Source organism: Streptomyces sp. NPDC030893, assembly GCF_055571535.1.
In genome coordinates this window covers 202,251-221,503 of the sequence record NZ_JBVIFC010000007.1, presented here as the reverse complement: position 1 = coordinate 221,503, position 19,253 = coordinate 202,251, and the positions used below count along the sequence as shown (strand labels likewise).

General features: G+C 71.2%; 13 protein-coding genes. 12 read left to right on the top strand and 1 reads right to left on the bottom strand.

From position 1 onward, the window contains the following. Positions 1-193 precede the first annotated feature (193 nt). The 4 genes from serA to ACZ434_RS16560 all read left to right on the top strand — a co-directional run bounded on the left by serA (position 194) and on the right by ACZ434_RS16560 (position 7,378). The gene (gene serA / locus ACZ434_RS16575) at positions 194-1,783 is read left to right on the top strand and encodes a phosphoglycerate dehydrogenase (RefSeq protein WP_468456233.1); all 1,590 of its coding nucleotides are present in this window, start codon (positions 194-196) and stop codon (positions 1,781-1,783) included. Between the two features lie 621 nt (positions 1,784-2,404). Then, positions 2,405-4,657: a transglycosylase domain-containing protein gene (locus tag ACZ434_RS16570; protein WP_468456231.1), complete on the top strand. Its 2,253-nt coding sequence runs from the start codon at positions 2,405-2,407 to the stop codon at positions 4,655-4,657. Between the two features lie 81 nt (positions 4,658-4,738). After that, the gene (locus ACZ434_RS16565; RefSeq protein WP_468456229.1) at positions 4,739-6,022 is read left to right on the top strand and encodes a polysaccharide deacetylase family protein; all 1,284 of its coding nucleotides are present in this window, start codon (positions 4,739-4,741) and stop codon (positions 6,020-6,022) included. A gap of 153 nt (positions 6,023-6,175) precedes the next feature. Continuing rightward, positions 6,176-7,378, top strand: a complete 1,203-nt coding sequence (locus tag ACZ434_RS16560) for an amidase domain-containing protein (protein WP_468456227.1) — start codon at positions 6,176-6,178, stop codon at positions 7,376-7,378. 25 nt (positions 7,379-7,403) lie between these two features. On the opposite strand, the gene ACZ434_RS16555 is transcribed toward ACZ434_RS16560, so the two are convergent. Then, a complete protein-coding gene (locus ACZ434_RS16555; RefSeq protein WP_468456225.1) occupies positions 7,404-8,636 on the bottom strand; it encodes a PucR family transcriptional regulator in 1,233 nt (410 codons plus the stop codon). Positions 8,637-8,796: 160 nt separating this feature from the next. Here ACZ434_RS16555 and ACZ434_RS16550 point away from each other — a divergent pair, with 160 nt between their 5' ends. The 8 genes from ACZ434_RS16550 to ACZ434_RS16515 all read left to right on the top strand — a co-directional run bounded on the left by ACZ434_RS16550 (position 8,797) and on the right by ACZ434_RS16515 (position 19,209). After that, positions 8,797-9,723: a proline dehydrogenase family protein gene (locus ACZ434_RS16550; protein WP_468456223.1), complete on the top strand. Its 927-nt coding sequence runs from the start codon at positions 8,797-8,799 to the stop codon at positions 9,721-9,723. 134 nt (positions 9,724-9,857) lie between these two features. Further along, complete coding sequence (pruA, locus tag ACZ434_RS16545; RefSeq protein ID WP_468456221.1) at positions 9,858-11,489, top strand: L-glutamate gamma-semialdehyde dehydrogenase; 1,632 nt, start codon at positions 9,858-9,860, stop codon at positions 11,487-11,489. Positions 11,490-11,789: 300 nt separating this feature from the next. After that, a complete protein-coding gene (locus tag ACZ434_RS16540; protein ID WP_106982032.1) occupies positions 11,790-11,921 on the top strand; it encodes a hypothetical protein in 132 nt (43 codons plus the stop codon). 67 nt (positions 11,922-11,988) lie between these two features. Then, positions 11,989-13,032, top strand: a complete 1,044-nt coding sequence (locus ACZ434_RS16535; RefSeq protein WP_468456219.1) for a 3-isopropylmalate dehydrogenase — start codon at positions 11,989-11,991, stop codon at positions 13,030-13,032. A gap of 248 nt (positions 13,033-13,280) precedes the next feature. Next, positions 13,281-14,369 (top strand): branched-chain amino acid aminotransferase, encoded by a 1,089-nt coding sequence (locus tag ACZ434_RS16530; RefSeq protein ID WP_468456217.1) that lies wholly within the window; start codon positions 13,281-13,283, stop codon positions 14,367-14,369. 187 nt (positions 14,370-14,556) lie between these two features. Beyond that, positions 14,557-15,846, top strand: a complete 1,290-nt coding sequence (locus ACZ434_RS16525) for a TolB family protein (RefSeq protein ID WP_468456214.1) — start codon at positions 14,557-14,559, stop codon at positions 15,844-15,846. 303 nt (positions 15,847-16,149) lie between these two features. Next, entirely contained in the window at positions 16,150-17,754 is a 1,605-nt protein-coding gene (cimA, locus tag ACZ434_RS16520) for a citramalate synthase (protein ID WP_468456212.1), read from the top strand. Positions 17,755-17,847: 93 nt separating this feature from the next. Beyond that, on the top strand, positions 17,848-19,209 hold the full coding sequence (locus tag ACZ434_RS16515) for a hypothetical protein (protein WP_468456210.1): 1,362 nt from the start codon (positions 17,848-17,850) through the stop codon (positions 19,207-19,209). Positions 19,210-19,253 lie beyond the last annotated feature (44 nt).

Sequence of the window (19,253 nt, the reverse complement as noted above, 5' to 3'; positions counted from 1 at the left end):
GTGCCCCGCTCGCGCCACGGGGCCGAACCGGTGATCAATCCGCAGAGGCGCAAGACGACCCGCCCCGCGCCACTAGACTGCTGTCAGCAAACGCGTCAGGCCCACAGCGTCGTGCGTCTTCCACGCGGCTAGCACTTCTTCACCGCCTGCGGCCGTCGGGACGGCCGTCCGCATTGGACTTGTGAGGACTCACGTGAGCTCGAAACCCGTCGTACTCATCGCTGAAGAGCTGTCGCCCGCCACCGTCGACGCACTCGGCCCTGACTTCGAGATCCGCCACTGCAACGGCGCGGACCGCGCCGAACTGCTCCCGGCCATCGCCGATGTGGACGCGATCCTGGTCCGCTCGGCCACCAAGGTCGACGCCGAGGCGATCGCGGCCGCGCACAAGCTGAAGGTCGTCGCCCGCGCGGGCGTCGGCCTCGACAACGTCGACGTCTCCGCCGCCACCAAGGCCGGCGTGATGGTCGTCAACGCCCCCACCTCGAACATCGTGACCGCCGCCGAGCTCGCCTGCGGTCTGATCGTCGCCACCGCGCGCAACATCCCGCAGGCCAACGCCGCGCTGAAGAACGGCGAGTGGAAGCGCAGCAAGTACACGGGTGTCGAGCTGGCCGAGAAGACCCTCGGTGTCGTGGGCCTGGGCCGCATCGGCGCCCTCGTCGCGCAGCGCATGTCCGCCTTCGGCATGAAGGTCGTCGCCTACGACCCCTATGTACAGCCCGCGCGGGCCGCGCAGATGGGCGTCAAGGTGCTGTCGCTGGACGAGCTGCTCGAGGTCTCCGACTTCATCACCGTCCACCTGCCCAAGACGCCCGAGACCCTCGGCCTCATCGGCGACGAGGCGCTGCGCAAGGTCAAGCCGGGCGTGCGCGTCATCAACGCCGCGCGCGGCGGCATCGTCGACGAGGAGGCGCTGTACTCGGCGCTCAAGGAGGGCCGCGTCGCCGGCGCCGGCCTCGACGTGTACGCGAAGGAGCCGTGCACCGACTCCCCGCTGTTCGAGTTCGACCAGGTCGTCTGCACCCCGCACCTCGGCGCCTCCACCGACGAGGCCCAGGAGAAGGCCGGTATCGCCGTCGCCCGCTCGGTGCGCCTCGCGCTCGCCGGTGAACTGGTCCCGGACGCGGTGAACGTGCAGGGCGGGGTCATCGCCGAGGACGTCAAGCCGGGTCTGCCGCTCGCCGAGCGCCTCGGCCGGATCTTCACCGCGCTCGCCGGCGAGGTCGCGGTCCGCCTCGACGTCGAGGTGTACGGCGAGATCACCCAGCACGATGTGAAGGTGCTGGAGCTGTCCGCGCTCAAGGGTGTCTTCGAGGACGTCGTCGACGAGACGGTGTCGTACGTCAACGCCCCGCTGTTCGCGCAGGAGCGCGGTGTCGAGGTGCGGCTGACCACCAGCTCCGAGTCGGCCGACCACCGCAACGTCGTCACGGTGCGCGGCACCCTCTCCGACGGCGAGGAGATCGCGGTCTCCGGCACGCTGGCCGGCCCCAAGCACGTCCAGAAGATCGTCGCGGTCGGCGAGTACGACGTGGACCTCGCCCTCGCCGACCACATGGTCGTCCTGCGCTACGAGGACCGTCCGGGTGTCGTCGGCACCGTGGGCCGCATCCTCGGCGAGGCGGGCATCAACATCGCCGGCATGCAGGTCGCGCGCGCGACGGTCGGCGGCGAGGCGCTCGCCGTGCTGACGGTCGACGACACGGTGTCCACCGGGGTGCTGGCCGAACTGTCGGCGGAGATCGGGGCGACCTCCGCCCGGTCGGTCAACCTGGTCTGACCTCTTCGGGCCCGTATCCGCCGAACGGGCCTGTCGTCGAACGCCGGACGGGCTGTGCAGAGCCGCCTGTCCGGCGTTTTCCGTGCACGCGCGCGTGTCCTCTCGTACCCGCACCCGGCGCAGCGTGACCGACGCGGGCACCGCCGCCCCCCGCATCCCCACACCGCAGGCGACCAGGGTCGGTACCAGCGCGTCCGTGTCGACGAACCACAGCGAGCAGGCCGACGGTGACCGCGACGACGTACCGGGTCCCGCCGTCGCCGCGAGACGCGGACACCCTCCGCGGGACTGCGGATATCCTTGTCGGGCTCGGGATGACCCTGACGCCGGGCTCGTCGCCCGGTGGATCTTCGATCCGCTCCCCCGGTGCGGAGGGCGTGCCGCCCGTCCGTGCCTGGTTCTGGAGAGCGCGGGCCGGGTGACGTGATGAGCGCCTCGCCATCTCACCCTGGAAGCCTGTCGAACTTATATGGTCAGAGTGTTAGTAATTTGTGTGCGCTGTGATGTTCGTGAAACGGGGGGGAGCGGGGGCGTGGCCGGTGTCGTGGCCGCGGACCTCGGCTCTCGTATGTTCGTGCGGTCGCCCAGGCGGCCGCGCGATGTGCGGAGGGAGGCACGGGCATGACCCGGGTTGGCCAGGGGGACGAGGAGCACGGAGACGGCGAGACGCCGCCGCCCGCGCCGGACGCCACCATGCAGTTGGGGGTCGAGCAGCTGCGGGCGGCCGTGGACGAGACCATGCAGCTGCGGGTGCCCGAGGGGGGCATACCCGAGAGCGGCATACCCGAGCGGGAGACGCCCGCCGCCCGGCCGTCCCGCAGGGCCGCCCGTAAGCCCGCCGCCGGTCGCACCGCGGCCCTCCGCGCCCGGCTGGCGCCCGTCCTCCGTCCCGTCGCCGCCCGGCTGGAGCCCGTCCTCGGCCCCGTCGTCGCCCTGCTCGGTCCGTACGCCCGCCGGCTGCGCCCCCACTACCCCCGGCCGGGCCGCACGGGATGGCGTCGCTGGGTGCCCTCCTGGCGGCAGACGCTCGGGGGCTTCCTCGCCTCCTTCGGCCTGAGCACCCTCTTCCTGGTGGTCGCCTACGCCACCACCGACATCCCGGAGGACCTCAACACGCACGCCATCCAGCAGGACAACGTGTACTTCTGGGCGGACGGCACCCCCCTGGCCCGTACCGGCTGGGTGCAGCGGCAGGCGATGCCGCTGGACGAGATCCCCGAAGACGTCCGCTGGGCGGTGCTCGCCGCCGAGAACGACAGCTTCTACAGCGACCCGGGCATCTCCGTGTCGGGCATCACCCGCGCCGTGTTCCGCACCTTCGGCCGGGGGGAGACCGAGGGCGGCTCCACCATCACCCAGCAGTACGTCAAGAACGTCTACCTCAACCAGGACCGCACGATCGGGCGGAAGTTCGACGAGGCGATGATCGCGCTCAAGCTCGACAACGAGATGAGCAAGGACAAGATCCTCGAGGGCTACCTCAACACCAGCTGGTACGGCCGCGGCACCTACGGCATCCAGCGCGCCGCGCAGGCCTACTACGGCAAAGAGGTCCAGGAGCTGAACGTCAGCGAGGCCGCCTTCCTCGCCTCCCTGCTCAAGGGCGCCGGCCTGTACGACCCCACGCTCAGCGCGGCCAACCGCGAGCGGGCGGTGGAGCGGTGGTCGTGGATCCTCGACCGGATGGTGACGATCGGCAAGCTGTCCTCCGAGGAGCGCGCCAAGTACCGGGAGTTCCCCGAGCCGCTGAAGAGCAACCCGCTGTACGCCACCGGTGAGCAGAGCGACTACCTGGTGGAACTCGCCGCCCAGTACGTCAAGAAGACCGCGAAGATCTCCGACCGGGACTTCGACCTCGGCGGCTACCAGATCTACACGACGTTCGACAAGAAGCGCGAGGCCAGTCTCACCGACGCCGTCACGAAGGCCCGCGAGAAGGGCCGGAAGGAGCATCCCAAAGCGGCCGAGGCGGCCCACTACGGTGCCGCCACCATCGCCGCCGACGGCCGGATCCTCGCCGTCCACGGCGGCCCCGACCACCGCAAACAGGGCTACAACGAGTCCAACGCGACCACCGTGCCCGCCGGTTCGGCGTTCCAGCCGTTCGTGTACGCGGCCGGCCTGGAGCACGGGGTGCGCAGGACCCGCGACGGCGGGACCACGCCGGTGAGCGGCGAGACCCTCTACAACGGCGACGACCGCGTCCCCGTCACCACGCCCGAGGGCCCCTACTGGGACCGCAGCGGCCGCAAGGTGGCCGCGCGCAACGACGGTGGCAAGTCCCACGGCCAGATCTCCCTGCACCGGGCGCTGGCCCTGTCCGTCAACACCCCGTTCATGCAACTCGGCATGGACACCGGGCTGGAGAAGGTGCGTGCCACCGCCGAGGCAGCGGGGCTGCTCCCCTCCAGCATCGGCGCCCAGGTGCCCGCCCTGGCCACCGGCAGCGCCCGGCCCAGTGCCATCCGCATGGCCAGTGGTTACGCCACGTTCGTCGCCGACGGGGTGCACACCGAGCCGTACTCGGTACGGAAGATCACCCGCCAGGGCCACAAGGTGCACCTGCCCCGGCCGGCCGTCCGCCGCGCGATGAGCGCCGGCACCGCGCGCGAGGTCCAGTCCGCCCTGACCGACGCCTACCGCACCGCCCACGAGGACGCTCCCGCCGGGGTCGCCGGCAAGATCGGCACGACCGAGGACGACACCGCCGCCTGGTACGCCGGCAGCGTGGGCGAGGCGGCCACCGCGGTGGTCGTCTACCGCATCGATCTGACCGAGAGTCTCGAACCCCTGCCGCTGGAGGGCCTCGGCGGCACACCCGCTGACAGCGTTCCGTACGGCATCTGGTCGAGTGCCCTCAGACCAGGCGGCTGAGCCGCCGGTGCCGCCGGAACCGCACCGCACCAGCCACCGCACCCAGCCCACCGTCCCCTGTCCCAAGAGGTCGAGTCGCAGATGAAGCAGCCGTCGGGCCGCCGCCGCAAGGCCCCAGCAACCCGCCGTCCCGCCCGCCGACAACTCCTCACCCTGACGGCGGCCCTCGCAGCCGCCTCCCTCCTCGGCGGCTACCTCGCGCTCTCCGGCGACGACGCCACCGCCCCGACCGCGTCCGCCAAGGACGACGCGCCGCGCCGGTCGGACGTGCGGGCGAGCGAGGAGCCGGAGTGGGACGGCCGCACCAAGGTGATCGGTGACGGATCGACCTCCTACACGGGCCCCCAGAAGAACCAGTTGAAGGCGGAGCCGCTCAAGCCCGGGCAGAAACCGCCCCAGTTCGTGGTCTTCTCCTGGGACGGCGCGCTCCAGGGCGACGACGGGCTCTTCGCCCACTTCCGGGAGACGGCCAAGAAGTACGACGCCCACATGACCTTCTTCCTCACGGGCATCTACCTCCTGCCCAAGACCAAGAGGGACCTCTACGATCCGCCGCAGCACGCCACCGGCAGCGCGGCGATCAGCCTCCCCACCGACGAGCACATCCGCACCACCCTGGAACAGCTCTCCGGTGCCTGGAAGGACGGCCACGAGATAGGCACCCACTTCAACGGCCACTTCTGCGGCGAGAAGGGCGGCGGCGACTGGAGCGTCGAGGAGTGGAGGAGCGAGATCGACCAGTTCTACGGGTTCGTGAAGAAGTGGAAGACCAACACCGGCTTCACCGACATCGATCCGCTGCCCTTCGACATCGAGAAGGAGGTCATCGGCGGCCGTGCCCCCTGCCTGGAGGGACAGGCCAACCTGCTGAAGGCGGCCGAGGACTACGACTGGCGCTACGACGCGAGCTCCGCCGGTGACTTCCAGATCTGGCCGGTGAAGAAGGAAGGCATCTGGGACTTCCCGCTCCAGATGCTGCCGTACGAGGGTGGCAAGTACCAGGGGCTGTCCATGGACTTCAACTTCCTCTACAACCAGTCCGACGGGGAGACCGACGGCGACCCCGCCCAGTACCCGCGCTGGCAGAAGGAGACCGTCGACACCTACATGGCGGGTTTCAACCGCGTCTACTTCGGCAGCCGGGCGCCGCTGTTCATCGGCAACCACTTCGAGGAGTGGAACGGCGGCATCTACATGAAGGCCGTCGAGGAGGTCATCAAGAACGTGTGCACCAAGAAGGACGTCAAGTGCGTGTCGTTCAGGGAACTCACGGACTGGATGGACGCCCAGGACCCGGCCACGCTGCAGCGGCTGCGCAGTCTTGACCCGGCGCAGTCGCCGGACTGGTCCACGGTCGTGAAGTGACCGGCACCGCGGCCGGCACCGGTGCGTACGGGCACTGGTGACGGTCCGGTAACTACCGCGTGAATGTGGGCGCCACCCTCTTCACATCAGTCACATACGGCGTGCGAGACTCCGCTTACCCCGGCATCCTCCGCCGGTAAGAGGGGAGTTTCAGTGAAGTCAAGAAAGCTGCGCCCGACCCGGCGTCGCGCGACCATACTCACGGCGGCCGCCGCATCGGCCATCGCGGGAGCGGCGCTGCTTCCCAACTGGAGTGCGGGCGCGGCCACCACGGCCGAGCCCGAGGTGGACGCCCGGACCAAGGCGACGTTCCAGCGGCTGGCGGACGCGGTCTTCACCGACCGCACCGACGCGCTGGTCGACCGGCCGGGCGCGCGAAAGAAGCCGAAGACCGACGGCTTCTCCGGCAGGGTCGCGCTGTCCTCCGGGACCGCCCGTACCGAGGACAAGGCACTGGACCGGCTCGGTGACCGCAGGGAACGGCTGGCCAGGCACGGCGAGAAGTACAGCGCCGCCGACACCACCGTCACCCTGAACCGCACCCGGGTCGAGGGCCGCAGGGCGGTCGTCGACGTCACCGAGACCACGACGCTGACGTACAAGAAGGTCCGCGGCGACGAGCCGAGGACGACCGGGTTCCAGGCGAACCACCGGCTGACCTTCCAGGCGGACCGGCGCGGCGACTGGCGCCTGACCGGCATCCGCGAGACCGGCGACGACCAGCTCGCGGTCAACCAGCCGGACCAGCCGGAGGTCGAGCCCGCGCCCCGCCCCACCGCGTCGGCCTCCACCACCGCCGCCGCCAACACCACCCCGTCGTCCCCGCGCGCGGCCATCACGCGGCCCGCGCCGGCCGCCCCGAAGGACCTCACGGGCGGCGCGTACGACTACAAGGCGATGGCCGCCTACGCGGAGAAGCACTGGCGGGACTACAACCCGGACTACCCGAGCTTCGACGGTCAGGGCGCCGGCGGCGACTGCACCAACTTCGTCAGCCAGGCCCTCAAGGCGGGCGGCTGGAAGCACGTGCCCGGCTATGTGTACGACTACACCAGGTGGTTCGGCAACGCCACCATCCAGTCGCACTCGTTCATCGGGGTCAACGAGTGGTCCTGGTTCGCGCTGAACTCCGAGCGCGCCACCAGCCTCGCCAACGTGTACCAGATGGACGTCGGCGACGTGCTGCAGGTGGACTTCGACCGGGACGGGTCCAAGGACCACACGATGATCGTCACCCACCGCAGCAGTCAGGGCGTGCCGTACCTGACCTACCACTCCACCAACACGCACCGCCGTTCGGTCGCGAGCGTCATCGCCTCGTACCCGAACGCCGCGTACTACGCCTACCGCACCTGACCGGCGCGGCCGTGCGGCGGGCGGGTCAGAGCCGGGCCGCCTTGAGCGCCATGTGGAGCAGCAGCCGGGCCTCGCCGTCGTCGAGGTCGAGGCCCGTCAGCTTCTCGATCCGCGACAGACGGTAGTAGAGCGTCTGCCGGTGGATGCCCAGCTCGGCCGCCGCACGGCCGGCCTGGCCCGCACAGTCCAGGTACACCTCGGCGGTGCGGGCCAGTTCCGCCTGCGCGGGGGAGAGCAGGGGGCGGACGGCGGGATCCCGGGCGGCCACCGGGGGCAGCGCGGTCAGCAGGCGGAACGGGCCGATCGAGGCCCACTCGGCGATCGGCCCCAGCCGGGGTTCGGCCAGCGCCGCCCGCGCCGCCGCCGACGCCTCCCGCCACGCGGTGCCCAGGTCCGCCAGGCCCACGCGGGGCACGGCGATCCCGGCGGCCACCGCGGGACCGCCGCCCGGGCCGCCGGGACGCGCCCGCTCCAGCAGCCGCGCGGCGGCCGTCGTCGCGGGGGCCGTGACATCCGCCGAACGCAGCCGCAGCAACAGGGCCAGGGCCGGCTTGCCCGCCACCGCCGCGGACGCGTGGGAGCCGCCCCACGCAAGGGTGCACAGCGCCGTCGCCCCCGGCACCGTACGCACCGACGGGGCGTCCTCGGGGTCGGCGGAGGGCCAGGGGGCGACACAGACCACCGTGTGGGGGCCGTCGGCCCGGCCGCCGAGGGCGGTGCGCAGCTCGGCGACCGCCATCTCCCGCTGCCATTCCCGCTCCGCGGTCAGCACCGCCCGCAGCTCGCGTGTCAGGTCGGCGCCGTGCTGCGCCTCGTCCGCGAGCAGCGCGCCGATCCGCCCCGTCACCCGCATGGCCGCGTCCAGCTGCTGCCCGGACGGCCCCGGGTCGTAGTCCAGCAGCCAGACGTAGCCGAGGACCACACCCCGGTGGCGTACCGGAAGGCAGATGCGTCCGCGGTGCACTCCGGCCTCCGGGGTCCGCGGGATGCGCACCGGGCCGGTCGCGCGCGTGATGCCGAACCCCTCGAACCAGGCACGGACGGCGGCCGTCGAACGGCGGGTCAGGATCGACCGGGTGCGCACCGGGTCCAGCGCGGACGGATCGAGGTCGCCCTCGCTGTCGTACGCCCCGAAGGCGATCAGCTCGAAGTCACGGTTCTCCAGGGTCGCCGGAGCGCCCAGCAGCTCCGAGATCTCGTCCACCAGCTCCTGGTAGTCGTCCCTGTATTCCGACGTCACCCGGGCATTCTGCCGCAAATTCCCGGACTCCTCATACACATGTCTGAGATCCGTGGCACGGATGCGTGACAGCTGTCGATGGCCCACGATCGGGGGCATCCGTAGGTTTCACGGTGGTTCTCCGTGCCGTACCCGAAACGTCGGGTGACGGCCTCATGCAGCTTGTTGGAGGTGCCCCGTGCTGGGTCCCGTGATTCTCGCCGCGTCGCGCAGCGACCGGATGCGACGCCTGATCTCGGCGGCCCCGGTCACCAAGCAGGTCGTCGACCGCTTCATCCCCGGCGAGACCGTCGACGAGGTCCTGCCGATCATCCGGGAGCTCACCGGCAACGGCCTGGAGCTCACCATGGACGTCGTTGGCGAGGACATCACCACCCCCGAGCAGGCCGCCGCCGCGCGGGACGCGTACCTGGAGCTGATCGACCGCCTCAAGCCGCTGGAGCTCGGCACCCGCGCCGAGATGTCGGTGAAGCTGTCGATGTTCGGCCAGGCGCTGGACGGCGGCCACGAGCTGGCCCTCGCCAACGTCCGCCCGGTCGTCGAGGCCGCCGCCGAGATCGGCACCACGGTCACCCTGGACGCGGAGGACCACACCACCCTGGACTCGATGTTCGCCATCCACGAGGAGCTCCGCAAGGACGTCCCGCAGACGGGCTGCGTCATCCAGGCCTACCTCTTCCGCACCGAGGAGGACGCGCGCCGCCTCGCCGCGGCCGGCAGTCGCGTACGGTTGGTGAAGGGCGCCTACAAGGAGCCCGCAGAGGTCGCCTACCAGCAGAAGCACGAGATCGACAAGGCGTACGTGCGGATCCTGCGGACGCTGATGGAGGGCGAGGGCTACCCGATGATCGGGTCCCACGACCCGCGCCTGATCTCCATCACCCAGGAACTGGCCCGCACCGCCGGACGCAAGCTCGACGAGTACGAGTTCCAGATGCTCTACGGCATCCGCAGCGACGAGCACCTGCGACTGGCCGCCGAGGGCCACCGCATGCGCGTCTACACGGCCTACGGCACCGACTGGTACGGCTACTTCATGCGCCGTCTGGCTGAGAAGCCTGCGAACTTGCAGTTCTTCGCGCGGAGCATGATCAGCCGTGGCTGAGACAACTCGGCTGTGCCGCGGCCCCGGCTCCGGCCGGGGGTCCGGGGGTGTCCCCCGGGAAAGCACAGCGCCCGAAGCATGATCACCAAGGGCTGACGCCACAACACCGCTCACGACAAGGAGTTACGCCACCCATGGACGCTGTGACCCAGGTCCCCACCCCCGTCAACGAGCCGGTGCACGGCTACGCCCCCGGGTCGCCCGAGCGCGCCCGGCTGGAGGCCAAGCTCAAGGAGCTGGCCGACAACCCGATCGACCTGCCCTGCACCATCGGCGGTGAGCGGCGGATGGGCGGCGGCGAGCGCTTCGACGTCGTGCAGCCGCACAACCACAAGGCCCGCCTGGGCACCTACGCCAACGCCACGCAGGCGGACGCCCAGGACGCCATCGACGCGGCCCTCGCCGCCGCGCCCGCCTGGCGCGCCATGTCCTTCGACGACCGCGCGGCGATCATCCTGCGCGCCGCCGAGCTGCTGTCCGGCCCCTGGCGCGAGACCATCGCCGCCTCCACCATGCTCGGCCAGTCCAAGACGGCGCAGCAGGCCGAGATCGACAGCCCCTGCGAGCTGATCGACTTCTGGCGCTTCAACGTCCACTACGCCCGGGGCATCCTCGCCGAGCAGCCCCCGGCCAACTCGCCGGGCGTGTGGAACCGCATGGACCACCGCCCGCTGGAGGGCTTCGTCTACGCGATCACGCCGTTCAACTTCAGCGCGATCGCCGCCAACCTGCCCACCGCGCCGGCGCTGATGGGCAACGTCGTCGTGTGGAAGCCGTCCCCGACGCAGACCCACGCCGCCGTGCTGCTGATGCAGCTGCTGGAGGAGGCCGGTCTGCCCAAGGGCGTCATCAACCTCGTCACCGGCGACGGCATCGCGGTCTCCGAGGTCGCCCTCGAGCACCGTGACCTGGCCGGCATCCACTTCACCGGCTCGACCAAGACCTTCCAGCACCTGTGGAAGACGGTCGGCAACAACATCGAGAAGTACCGCACCTACCCGCGTCTGGTCGGCGAGACCGGCGGCAAGGACTTCCTCGTCGCCCACCCGAGCGCCGACCGCGCGATCCTCAAGACCGCGCTGACCCGCGGTGCCTTCGAGTACCAGGGCCAGAAGTGCAGCGCCACCTCGCGCGCGTACGTCCCGGCGTCGATCTGGAACGACGGCTTCAAGGAGGAGTTCGCCGCCGAGGTCGACTACATCACCATGGGTGACGTCACCGACCTGACCAACTTCATCGGCGCCGTCATCGACGAGCGGTCCTTCGCCAAGAACAAGGCCGCGATCGACCGCGCGAAGGAGGACCCGTCCTGCACGATCGTCGCGGGCGGCTCCTACGACGACTCGGTCGGCTACTTCGTCCGCCCGACCGTCATCGAGTGCGACGACCCGGAGAACGAGGTGTTCCGCACCGAGTACTTCGGCCCGATCCTCGCCGTGCACGTCTACGACGACGAGAAGTACGACGAGATGCTGACCCAGATGGAGTCGGTGTCGGACTACGCCCTGACCGGCTCGGTCATCGCGAACGACCGCGCCGCCGCCGCGTACACGATGGACAAGCTGCGCTACGCGGCCGGCAACTTCTACATCAACGACAAGTCGACCGGCGCCGTCGTCGGCCAGCAGCCCTTCGGCGGCGGCCGTGCCTCCGGCACCAACGACAAGGCCGGTGCGCCGCAGAACCTGATGCGCTGGACGCTGACCCGCGCCATCAAGGAGACGCTGGTCCCGCCGACCGACTACACCTACCCCCACATGGGCTGACGCCCACCCGACCCCGGACGGGCCAGGTCTCCCCCCGACCTGGCCCGTCCGGCCTTTTCGCAGGTCGGAGCGGTGTGACCGGGTCCACCGTCTCAGATAGTAGGAAGTCCGAGTAATTGTGCAGACAGAAGCACCGGGCTCCCTTACTTTTGTAGGAGCCGAACGTCCCGCTCGATCGAGCGGAAGGCGGTCGTGAGCCGGACCCGTGCAGGCAATCCCTGCGGTCCGCCGCTCCCCGCCCCACTCGGCGTCTCGTACCCCCTTTCCGCACTCCACGTATGCCCAAGGAGTCGATGCATCATGGCCGAGACGACCGTCCGCCGCCGCGTCCGCCACACCTCCCGCACCAGCGAATCCGACCGCAAGAACGCCGCGGCCGCCCTCCAGCGCGCCCTCGACCGCCGGGACAACGGCGGCTCGACCGGCCACTGACACGCCCACGGCGTCCGTATGCCGGACGCCGTATGTCATCCCGTGGGACGAGGAGTAGGGTGCCCGCATGTCTCGCAGCATCAATCTCGCAGTGATCCCCGGTGACGGCATCGGCCAGGAGGTCGTGGCCGAAGGCCTGAAGGTCCTCTCCGCCGTCCTTCCGCAGGATGTGAAGCTGGAGACCAAGGACTACGACTTCGGCGCCAGGCGCTACCACGCCACCGGTGAGACCCTCACCGACGCCGACCTCGACGAGCTGAAGCGGCACGACGCCATCCTGCTCGGCGCCATCGGCGACCCCTCGGTCCCCTCCGGCGTCCTCGAGCGCGGCTTCCTGCTCAAGCTCCGCTTCGCCTTCGACCACCACGTCAACCTGCGTCCGTCGAAGCTCCTCCCCGGTGTCGCCACCCCGCTCGCCGGCCAGCCCGAGATCGACTTCGTCGTGGTCCGCGAGGGCACCGAGGGCCCCTACACGGGCAACGGCGGCACCATCCGCAAGGGCACCGAGCACGAGGTCGCCACCGAGGTCTCGGTCAACACGGCCTTCGGTGTCGAGCGCGTGGTCCGCGACGCCTTCGCCCGTGCCCAGGCCCGGCCCCGCAAGAAGCTCACGCTGGTCCACAAGAACAACGTGCTGACCTTCGCCGGCCACCTGTGGACGAACGTCTTCAACAGGGTGGCCGAGGAGTACCCCGAGGTCACCACCGACTACATCCACGTCGACGCCGCGACCATCTACCTGGTCACCGACCCGGCCCGCTTCGACGTCATCGTCACCGACAACCTCTTCGGCGACATCATCACCGACCTCGCCGCGGCCGTCTCCGGCGGCATCGGCGTCGCCGCGAGCGGGAACATCAACCCCTCCGGCGCGTTCCCGTCCATGTTCGAGCCCGTGCACGGCTCGGCCCCGGACATCGCCGGCCAGGGCAAGGCCGACCCCAGCGCCACGGTCCTGTCCGTCGCCCTCCTGCTGCGTCACCTCGGTCACGAGACCGAGGCCGCCCGCATCGAGGACGCCGTCTCCGCCGACCTCGCGGAGCGCGGCGACCTGCCCGCCCGCAGCACCTCGGAGATCGGCGACGCGCTCGCCGCACGAGTAGCCGGCTGACCCGGCGCGCTCACTCGAACCATTCGAAGCCGCCGGGTCACCACCGCACCCGGCGGCTTCTCCTGTCCCCGCCGGGTGCCATCATCGACCACCGGGCCGCCATCACCTGTTCCTTCCGCCGTCGCCTCCGGGCGATAATCGAACGCGGAGCCGCGGAATGAGGGAATGCTCGGACGTCCTAGTACAGGCCACCGGCCGTACGGGCGTGTGCGCGGCCCGTCACTACAACCGGTGAAGGACAACCACTCATGACGACGCCCACGATCGAGCTCAAGCCCTCCGCCCATCCCCTCAGCGACGCAGAGCGCGAGGCGATCCTGGCCAGTCCCGGGTTCGGCCGCCACTTCACCGATCACATGGTGACGATCAAGTGGACCGAGGGCCGCGGCTGGCACGACGGCCAGCTCGTCCCGTACGCGCCGATCTCCCTCGACCCGGCGACCACCGTGCTGCACTACGCGCAGGAGATCTTCGAGGGTCTCAAGGCCTACCGCCGGCCCGACGGCTCCGTCGCCACCTTCCGCCCCGAGAAGAACGCCGAACGCTTCCAGCGCTCCGCCCGCCGCCTCGCCATGCCCGAGCTGCCGGTCGAGACCTTCATCGCCGCCTGCGACGCCCTGGTCACCCAGGACAAGGCATGGGTGCCCGCGCACGGTGGCGAGGAGTCCCTCTACCTGCGCCCCTTCATGATCGCGACCGAGGTCGGGCTGGGTGTGAAGCCCGCCAACGAGTACCTGTTCCTGGTCATCGCCTCCCCGGCCGGCGCCTACTTCCCCGGCGGCGTGAAGCCGGTCTCCATCTGGGTCTCCGAGGACCGGGTCCGCGCCGTCCCCGGCGGCATGGGCGACGCCAAGACCGGCGGCAACTACGCGGCCTCCCTGCTCGCCCAGGCCGAAGCGGCCGCCAAGGGCTGCGACCAGGTCTGCTACCTCGACGCCGTGGAGCACAAGTGGGTCGAGGAACTCGGCGGCATGAACCTGTACTTCGTGTACGGGGACAAGATCGTCACCCCCGCCCTCACCGGCTCCATCCTGGAGGGCGTCACCCGCGACTCCCTCCTCGGTGTCGCCCGTGACCTCGGGTACGAGGCCGTCGAGGAGCGGGTCTCCGCCGAGCAGTGGCAGCGCGACTCGGAGAACGGCAGCCTCACCGAGGTCTTCGCCTGCGGTACGGCGGCGGTCATCACCCCGGTGGGAACGGTGAAGCGGGACGGCGCGCAGTGGCAGCAGAGCGGCGGCGAGCCGGGTGAGGTCACCCTCCGCCTGCGCCAGGCGCTGCTCGACATCCAGCGGGGCACGGCCGAGGACAAGCACGGCTGGATGCACAAGCTGGCGTAGCGACGGCCGGGCGGTTCCTCGCGGACGCCTGAACCCGTGCCCGGGTTGTACTCAGAACGGCGGATTGACCCCCCGGCCGCAGGTGCGGTTGGCTCTGGGCAGCCCGCGGCGCGGGGCCGGGGGGAGCGTCGTCCACGGAGACACGGGGGATCCGGGTCACGGGGACACGGGGGAACTGGGGGGAAGCATGCGCAGAGCGTTACGAGGGGCGTCCGTCGCGGTGATCGCGGGGGCGATGGCCGTGCTGTCGGCGGCCTCGGCGGTATCGGCACCGGGGCCGGCACAGAGGCCGGACACCGAGCGGGTCACGCTGTCGGCGACGGGGGAGCAGGCCGACGGTGCCGCGTACGGCCCCCTGCTGAGCGCCGACGGGCGGTTCGCCGCCTTCGGCGCGGACGCCTCCAACCTGGTGCCCGGCGACACCAACGGGCTCGCGGACGTCTTCGTCCGCGACCTGCGCAAGGGCACCGTCGAGCGGGTCAGCGTCGGTCCGGGCGGCACCCAGGCCGACGGCGACTCCACCGCGCTGGGGATCAGCGCCGACGGCCGGTACGTCCTCTTCCGCTCCCAGGCCGGGAACCTGGTCCACTGGGACAACCCGCCGGCGGACACCGGGGTGTACGACATCTACCTGCACGACCGCCGCACCCGCCGCACCGAGCGGATCAGTACCGGCCTCGACGGCGGGTCCGCCTACGCGGGCGGTGCCGTCATGTCGGCGGACGCCCGCCACATCGCCTTCTCCGCCAAGGCCGACCGCATGGAGAGCGGCCCCGGCGACCTCTTCGGGGCCGTGTACGTCCTCGACCGGCGCACCGGCGCCGTGGAGCGGGTCAGCAACCGGGACCGCCCGACCGACCAGACCCAGCTGCACGACATCAGCTCCGACGGCGCCTTCGTGGCGTACACCCAGATGGTGCCGCGCAGTTCCCACGGCGCCACCTGGGTGCACGACCGCCGCACCGGCACCGAGGAGCGGGTCAACGTCCGGGCGGACGGCTCCCCGGCCCAGCGGTACGCCCTGCCCGCCTCGCTCTCGGCCGACGGCCGGACCGTCGCTTTCCAGTACTGGGGCGACGACCTGGTCCCCGGCGAGGAACCCGGGGACGGCATCCACCTGTACGTCCGCGATCTGCGGGACGACGTCACCCGGCGCGTCGATCCCGGTCCGGCCGGCGAGTACCGGCCCCAGGAACCCCTGCTCAGCCCCGACGGGCGGTACCTGGCCTACCGGGCGGAGCCGCGTCTCGCGGACGGACGGCCGGGCCCGGCCAACGTCTACCTCCGCGACCTGCGCACCGGAGCCACCCGGCTGGTCAGCGAGTCCACCGGTTCGGGACCCGTGACGGACGCCGCCGTGACGGTCTTCTCGCTGAGTGCGGGAGCCCGGCGGATCGGCCTCGGCAGCGCCTCCGCCCAGCTGGTCCCGGACGACTCCAACGGCCACTACGACGGCTTCGTCCGCCGCCTGCGCTGACCACCCACCGCCCGCATCCTGAGACGCACGAGGAGCGCGGGGGCGGCTTGTGCCAGACTGCCCCCGTGCTCTCGTTCGCCACGATTATTGGCAGCAGGCGCGCCGGTCCGCAGTGACCGCACGTACGACACCGTACGGGCGGACACCGTCGTCCTCGACCCGCGCGCAGACCTCTCGCACCCGCGAGAGGTTTTTCTGTTTCCTGGCCCAACCGCAGCCGGGGGACGGGCGTGAGGGACCATGGGAGAACGGTGGAACCGGTCATTCCGGTAGACCGAGATCAATATCAGGAGCCTTCAGACCATGACCGCAACCAGCCGACCCGACGACTCGTTCCACGTCTTCGACACCACCCTGCGCGACGGCGCCCAGCGCGAGGGCATCAACCTCACCGTCGCCGACAAGCTGGCCATCGCACGGCACCTGGACGAGTTCGGCGTGGGGTTCATCGAGGGCGGCTGGCCCGGGGCGAACCCGCGGGACACCGAGTTCTTCGCCCGCGCCCAGCAGGAGATCGAGTTCCGGCACGCGGAGCTGGTCGCCTTCGGCGCCACGCGCCGCGCCGGCACCACAGCCGACCAGGACCCGCAGGTCAAGGCGCTGCTCGACTCCGGCGCGCAGGTGATCACGCTGGTCGCGAAGTCCCACGACCGGCATGTCGAGCTCGCCCTGCGCACCACCCTCGACGAGAACCTCGCGATGGTCCGCGACACGGTCGCCCACCTCAAGGCGCAGGGCCGCCGGGTGTTCGTCGACTGCGAGCACTTCTTCGACGGCTACCGCGCCAACCCCGAGTACGCCAAGTCGGTCGTCCGCACCGCCTCCGAGGCCGGCGCCGACGTCGTCGTCCTGTGCGACACCAACGGCGGCATGCTCCCCGCCCGGATCCAGGCCGTGGTCGCCACCGTGCTCGCCGACACCGGCGCCCGGCTCGGCATCCACGCCCAGGACGACACCGGCTGCGCCGTCGCCAACACCCTCGCCGCCGTCGACGCGGGCGCCACCCACGTGCAGTGCACCGCCAACGGCTACGGCGAACGGGTCGGCAACGCCAACCTGTTCCCGGTCGTGGCGGCCCTGGAGCTCAAGTACGGCAGGAAGGTCCTCCCCGAGGGCCGGCTGCGCGAGATGACCCGTATCTCGCACGCCATCGCCGAGGTCGTGAACCTCACCCCCTCCACCCACCAGCCGTACGTCGGTGTCTCCGCGTTCGCGCACAAGGCGGGCCTGCACGCCTCCGCGATCAAGGTCGATCCGGACCTGTACCAGCACATCGACCCCGAGCAGGTCGGCAACACCATGCGGATGCTGGTCTCCGACATGGCCGGCCGCGCCTCCATCGAGCTCAAGGGCAAGGAGCTCGGCATCGACCTCGGCGGCGACCGCGAACTGGTCGGCCGGGTCGTCGAGCGGGTCAAGGAGCGCGAGCTCAAGGGCTACACCTACGAGGCCGCCGACGCGAGCTTCGAGCTGCTGCTGCGCGCGGAGGCCGAGGGCAGGCCGCTGAAGTACTTCGGCGTCGAGTCCTGGCGCGCGATCGTGGAGGACCGTCCCGACGGCAGCCACGCCAACGAGGCCACCGTCAAGCTGTGGGCCAAGAGCGAGCGCATCGTCGCCACCGCCGAGGGCAACGGCCCGGTCAACGCCCTGGACCGCGCGCTGCGGGTCGCCCTGGAGAAGATCTACCCCCAGCTGGCCAAGCTGGAGCTGGTCGACTACAAGGTCCGCATCCTCGAGGGCAAGCACGGCACGCAGTCCACCACCCGGGTCCTCATCTCCACCTCCGACGGGGCGGGGGAGTGGTCGACGGTGGGCGTCGCGGACAACGTCATCGCCGCGTCCTGGCAGGCGCTGGAGGACGCGTACACGTACGGGCTGCTGCGGGCCGGCGTGGAACCGGCCGCGTAGGAGCGGCTCGTCCGGACCCGGCAGGGGTGGCGGCATCGAAATCCCTGCCGGTCCGAATGTCTGTTTTTAGGCTGTTCGGGTAACTTCGTAGGTATGAAGGCCGCGCTGACGCGTACTTTCGTACGCCTGCTGATCGTGCCGGTGGCCGCCGCTCTGGCGGTCCTGATGGCCGGTGCGCCGGGGGCGCAGGCGGCCACGGACATCTCGGTGATCGCCGAGGAACTCCGCCAGAGCCCCGTCTACGTCGATCCGGAGGCCGAGGACATCCTCGCGCCCTCGGACGCCGAGGCGCTGGCCGACAAGATCGAGGACGCGGACGCACCGATCTTCATCGCGGTCCTCCCGGCGGACTACCCCACCCAGAACCTCTTCGGGAACCTGCGCACCGAGACCGGCGTGACCGGTCTGTACGGCGTCCGGCTCGGCGACGAGTTCGACGCCCGCGCCGACAGCAGCGTGCTGAGCCGGCAGGGTGTGCGGAACCTGGTCGCGTCCGTGCAGGGCGCCGGGGACGCCAAGGCCCAGCTCAACGACTTCGTCGACAGCGCGCTGCGCAACACCGGCGGCGGTGCGCCGGACTCCTGGAGCGAGGGGTCCGGTGAGGTGCCGGTCGGCGGGCTGATCACCGTCGGCGCGCTGCTGGCGGCAGGCGGCGCGGGCGTGTACGCCGTGACCCGCCGCAACCGGCGCCGCCACGAGGAGGAGCAGCGGGCCGCGCTGGAGAAGCTGCGGGTGGTGGTCGACGAGGACATCACCGCGTTCGGCGAGGAACTCGACCGGCTGGACTTCCACCCGGGCGAGCCGGGCGCGGACGACGCGATGCGCGGGGACTACGCGCACGCGCTGGACGCCTACGAGCAGGCCAAGTCGCACATGGCCGCGGCCCGGAAGCCGGAGGACGTGCGGGCCGTCACCAAGGCCGTGGAGGACGGCCGCTTCGCCCTGGCCCGGCTCGACGCCCGCCGCGACGGGCGCCCGCTGCCCGAGCGCCGCCCGCCCTGCTTCTTCGACCCGCGGCACGGGCCCTCGGTCGCCGACGCCACCTGGACGCCGCCCGGCGGTGCCGAGCGCCGGGTCCCGGTGTGCGCGGCCGACCGGGCACGGCTCGCCGACGGCGTCGGCCCGGCCGTGCGCGAGGTCGACACCGAGTACGGCCGCCGCCCCTACTGGGAGGCGGGTCCCGCTTACGGCCCCTGGGCCGGCGGCTACTTCGGCGGCGGTCTCCTGCCCGGCCTGCTCGTCGGCACCATGCTCGGCGGCATGATGGCCGGCCCCGGCTACGCGGCCGACTACGGCGCCGGCTACGGCGACTTCGGCGGTTACGGCGGCGGCGACGTCTCCGGGGCCGACTTCGACGGCGGGGACTTCGGCGGGGACTTCGGTGGCGGTTTCGGCGGTGGGGACTTCGGCGGCGGCGGTTTCGGCGGCGGTGGCGACTTCGGCGGGGGCTTCTGAGCGGCGGGTCCCTCCACCGGGCCGTTCCGCACCGGCCATCCGCG

Coding starts and splice junctions, on each gene's coding strand:
- ACZ434_RS16570 (WP_468456231.1), top strand. CDS start 2,405: ATGACCCGGGTTGGCCAGGGGGACGAGGAGCACGGAGACGGCGAGACG.
- ACZ434_RS16565 (WP_468456229.1), top strand. CDS start 4,739: ATGAAGCAGCCGTCGGGCCGCCGCCGCAAGGCCCCAGCAACCCGCCGT.
- pruA (WP_468456221.1), top strand. CDS start 9,858: ATGGACGCTGTGACCCAGGTCCCCACCCCCGTCAACGAGCCGGTGCAC.
- ACZ434_RS16540 (WP_106982032.1), top strand. CDS start 11,790: ATGGCCGAGACGACCGTCCGCCGCCGCGTCCGCCACACCTCCCGCACC.
- ACZ434_RS16535 (WP_468456219.1), top strand. CDS start 11,989: ATGTCTCGCAGCATCAATCTCGCAGTGATCCCCGGTGACGGCATCGGC.
- ACZ434_RS16530 (WP_468456217.1), top strand. CDS start 13,281: ATGACGACGCCCACGATCGAGCTCAAGCCCTCCGCCCATCCCCTCAGC.
- ACZ434_RS16525 (WP_468456214.1), top strand. CDS start 14,557: ATGCGCAGAGCGTTACGAGGGGCGTCCGTCGCGGTGATCGCGGGGGCG.
- cimA (WP_468456212.1), top strand. CDS start 16,150: ATGACCGCAACCAGCCGACCCGACGACTCGTTCCACGTCTTCGACACC.
- ACZ434_RS16515 (WP_468456210.1), top strand. CDS start 17,848: ATGAAGGCCGCGCTGACGCGTACTTTCGTACGCCTGCTGATCGTGCCG.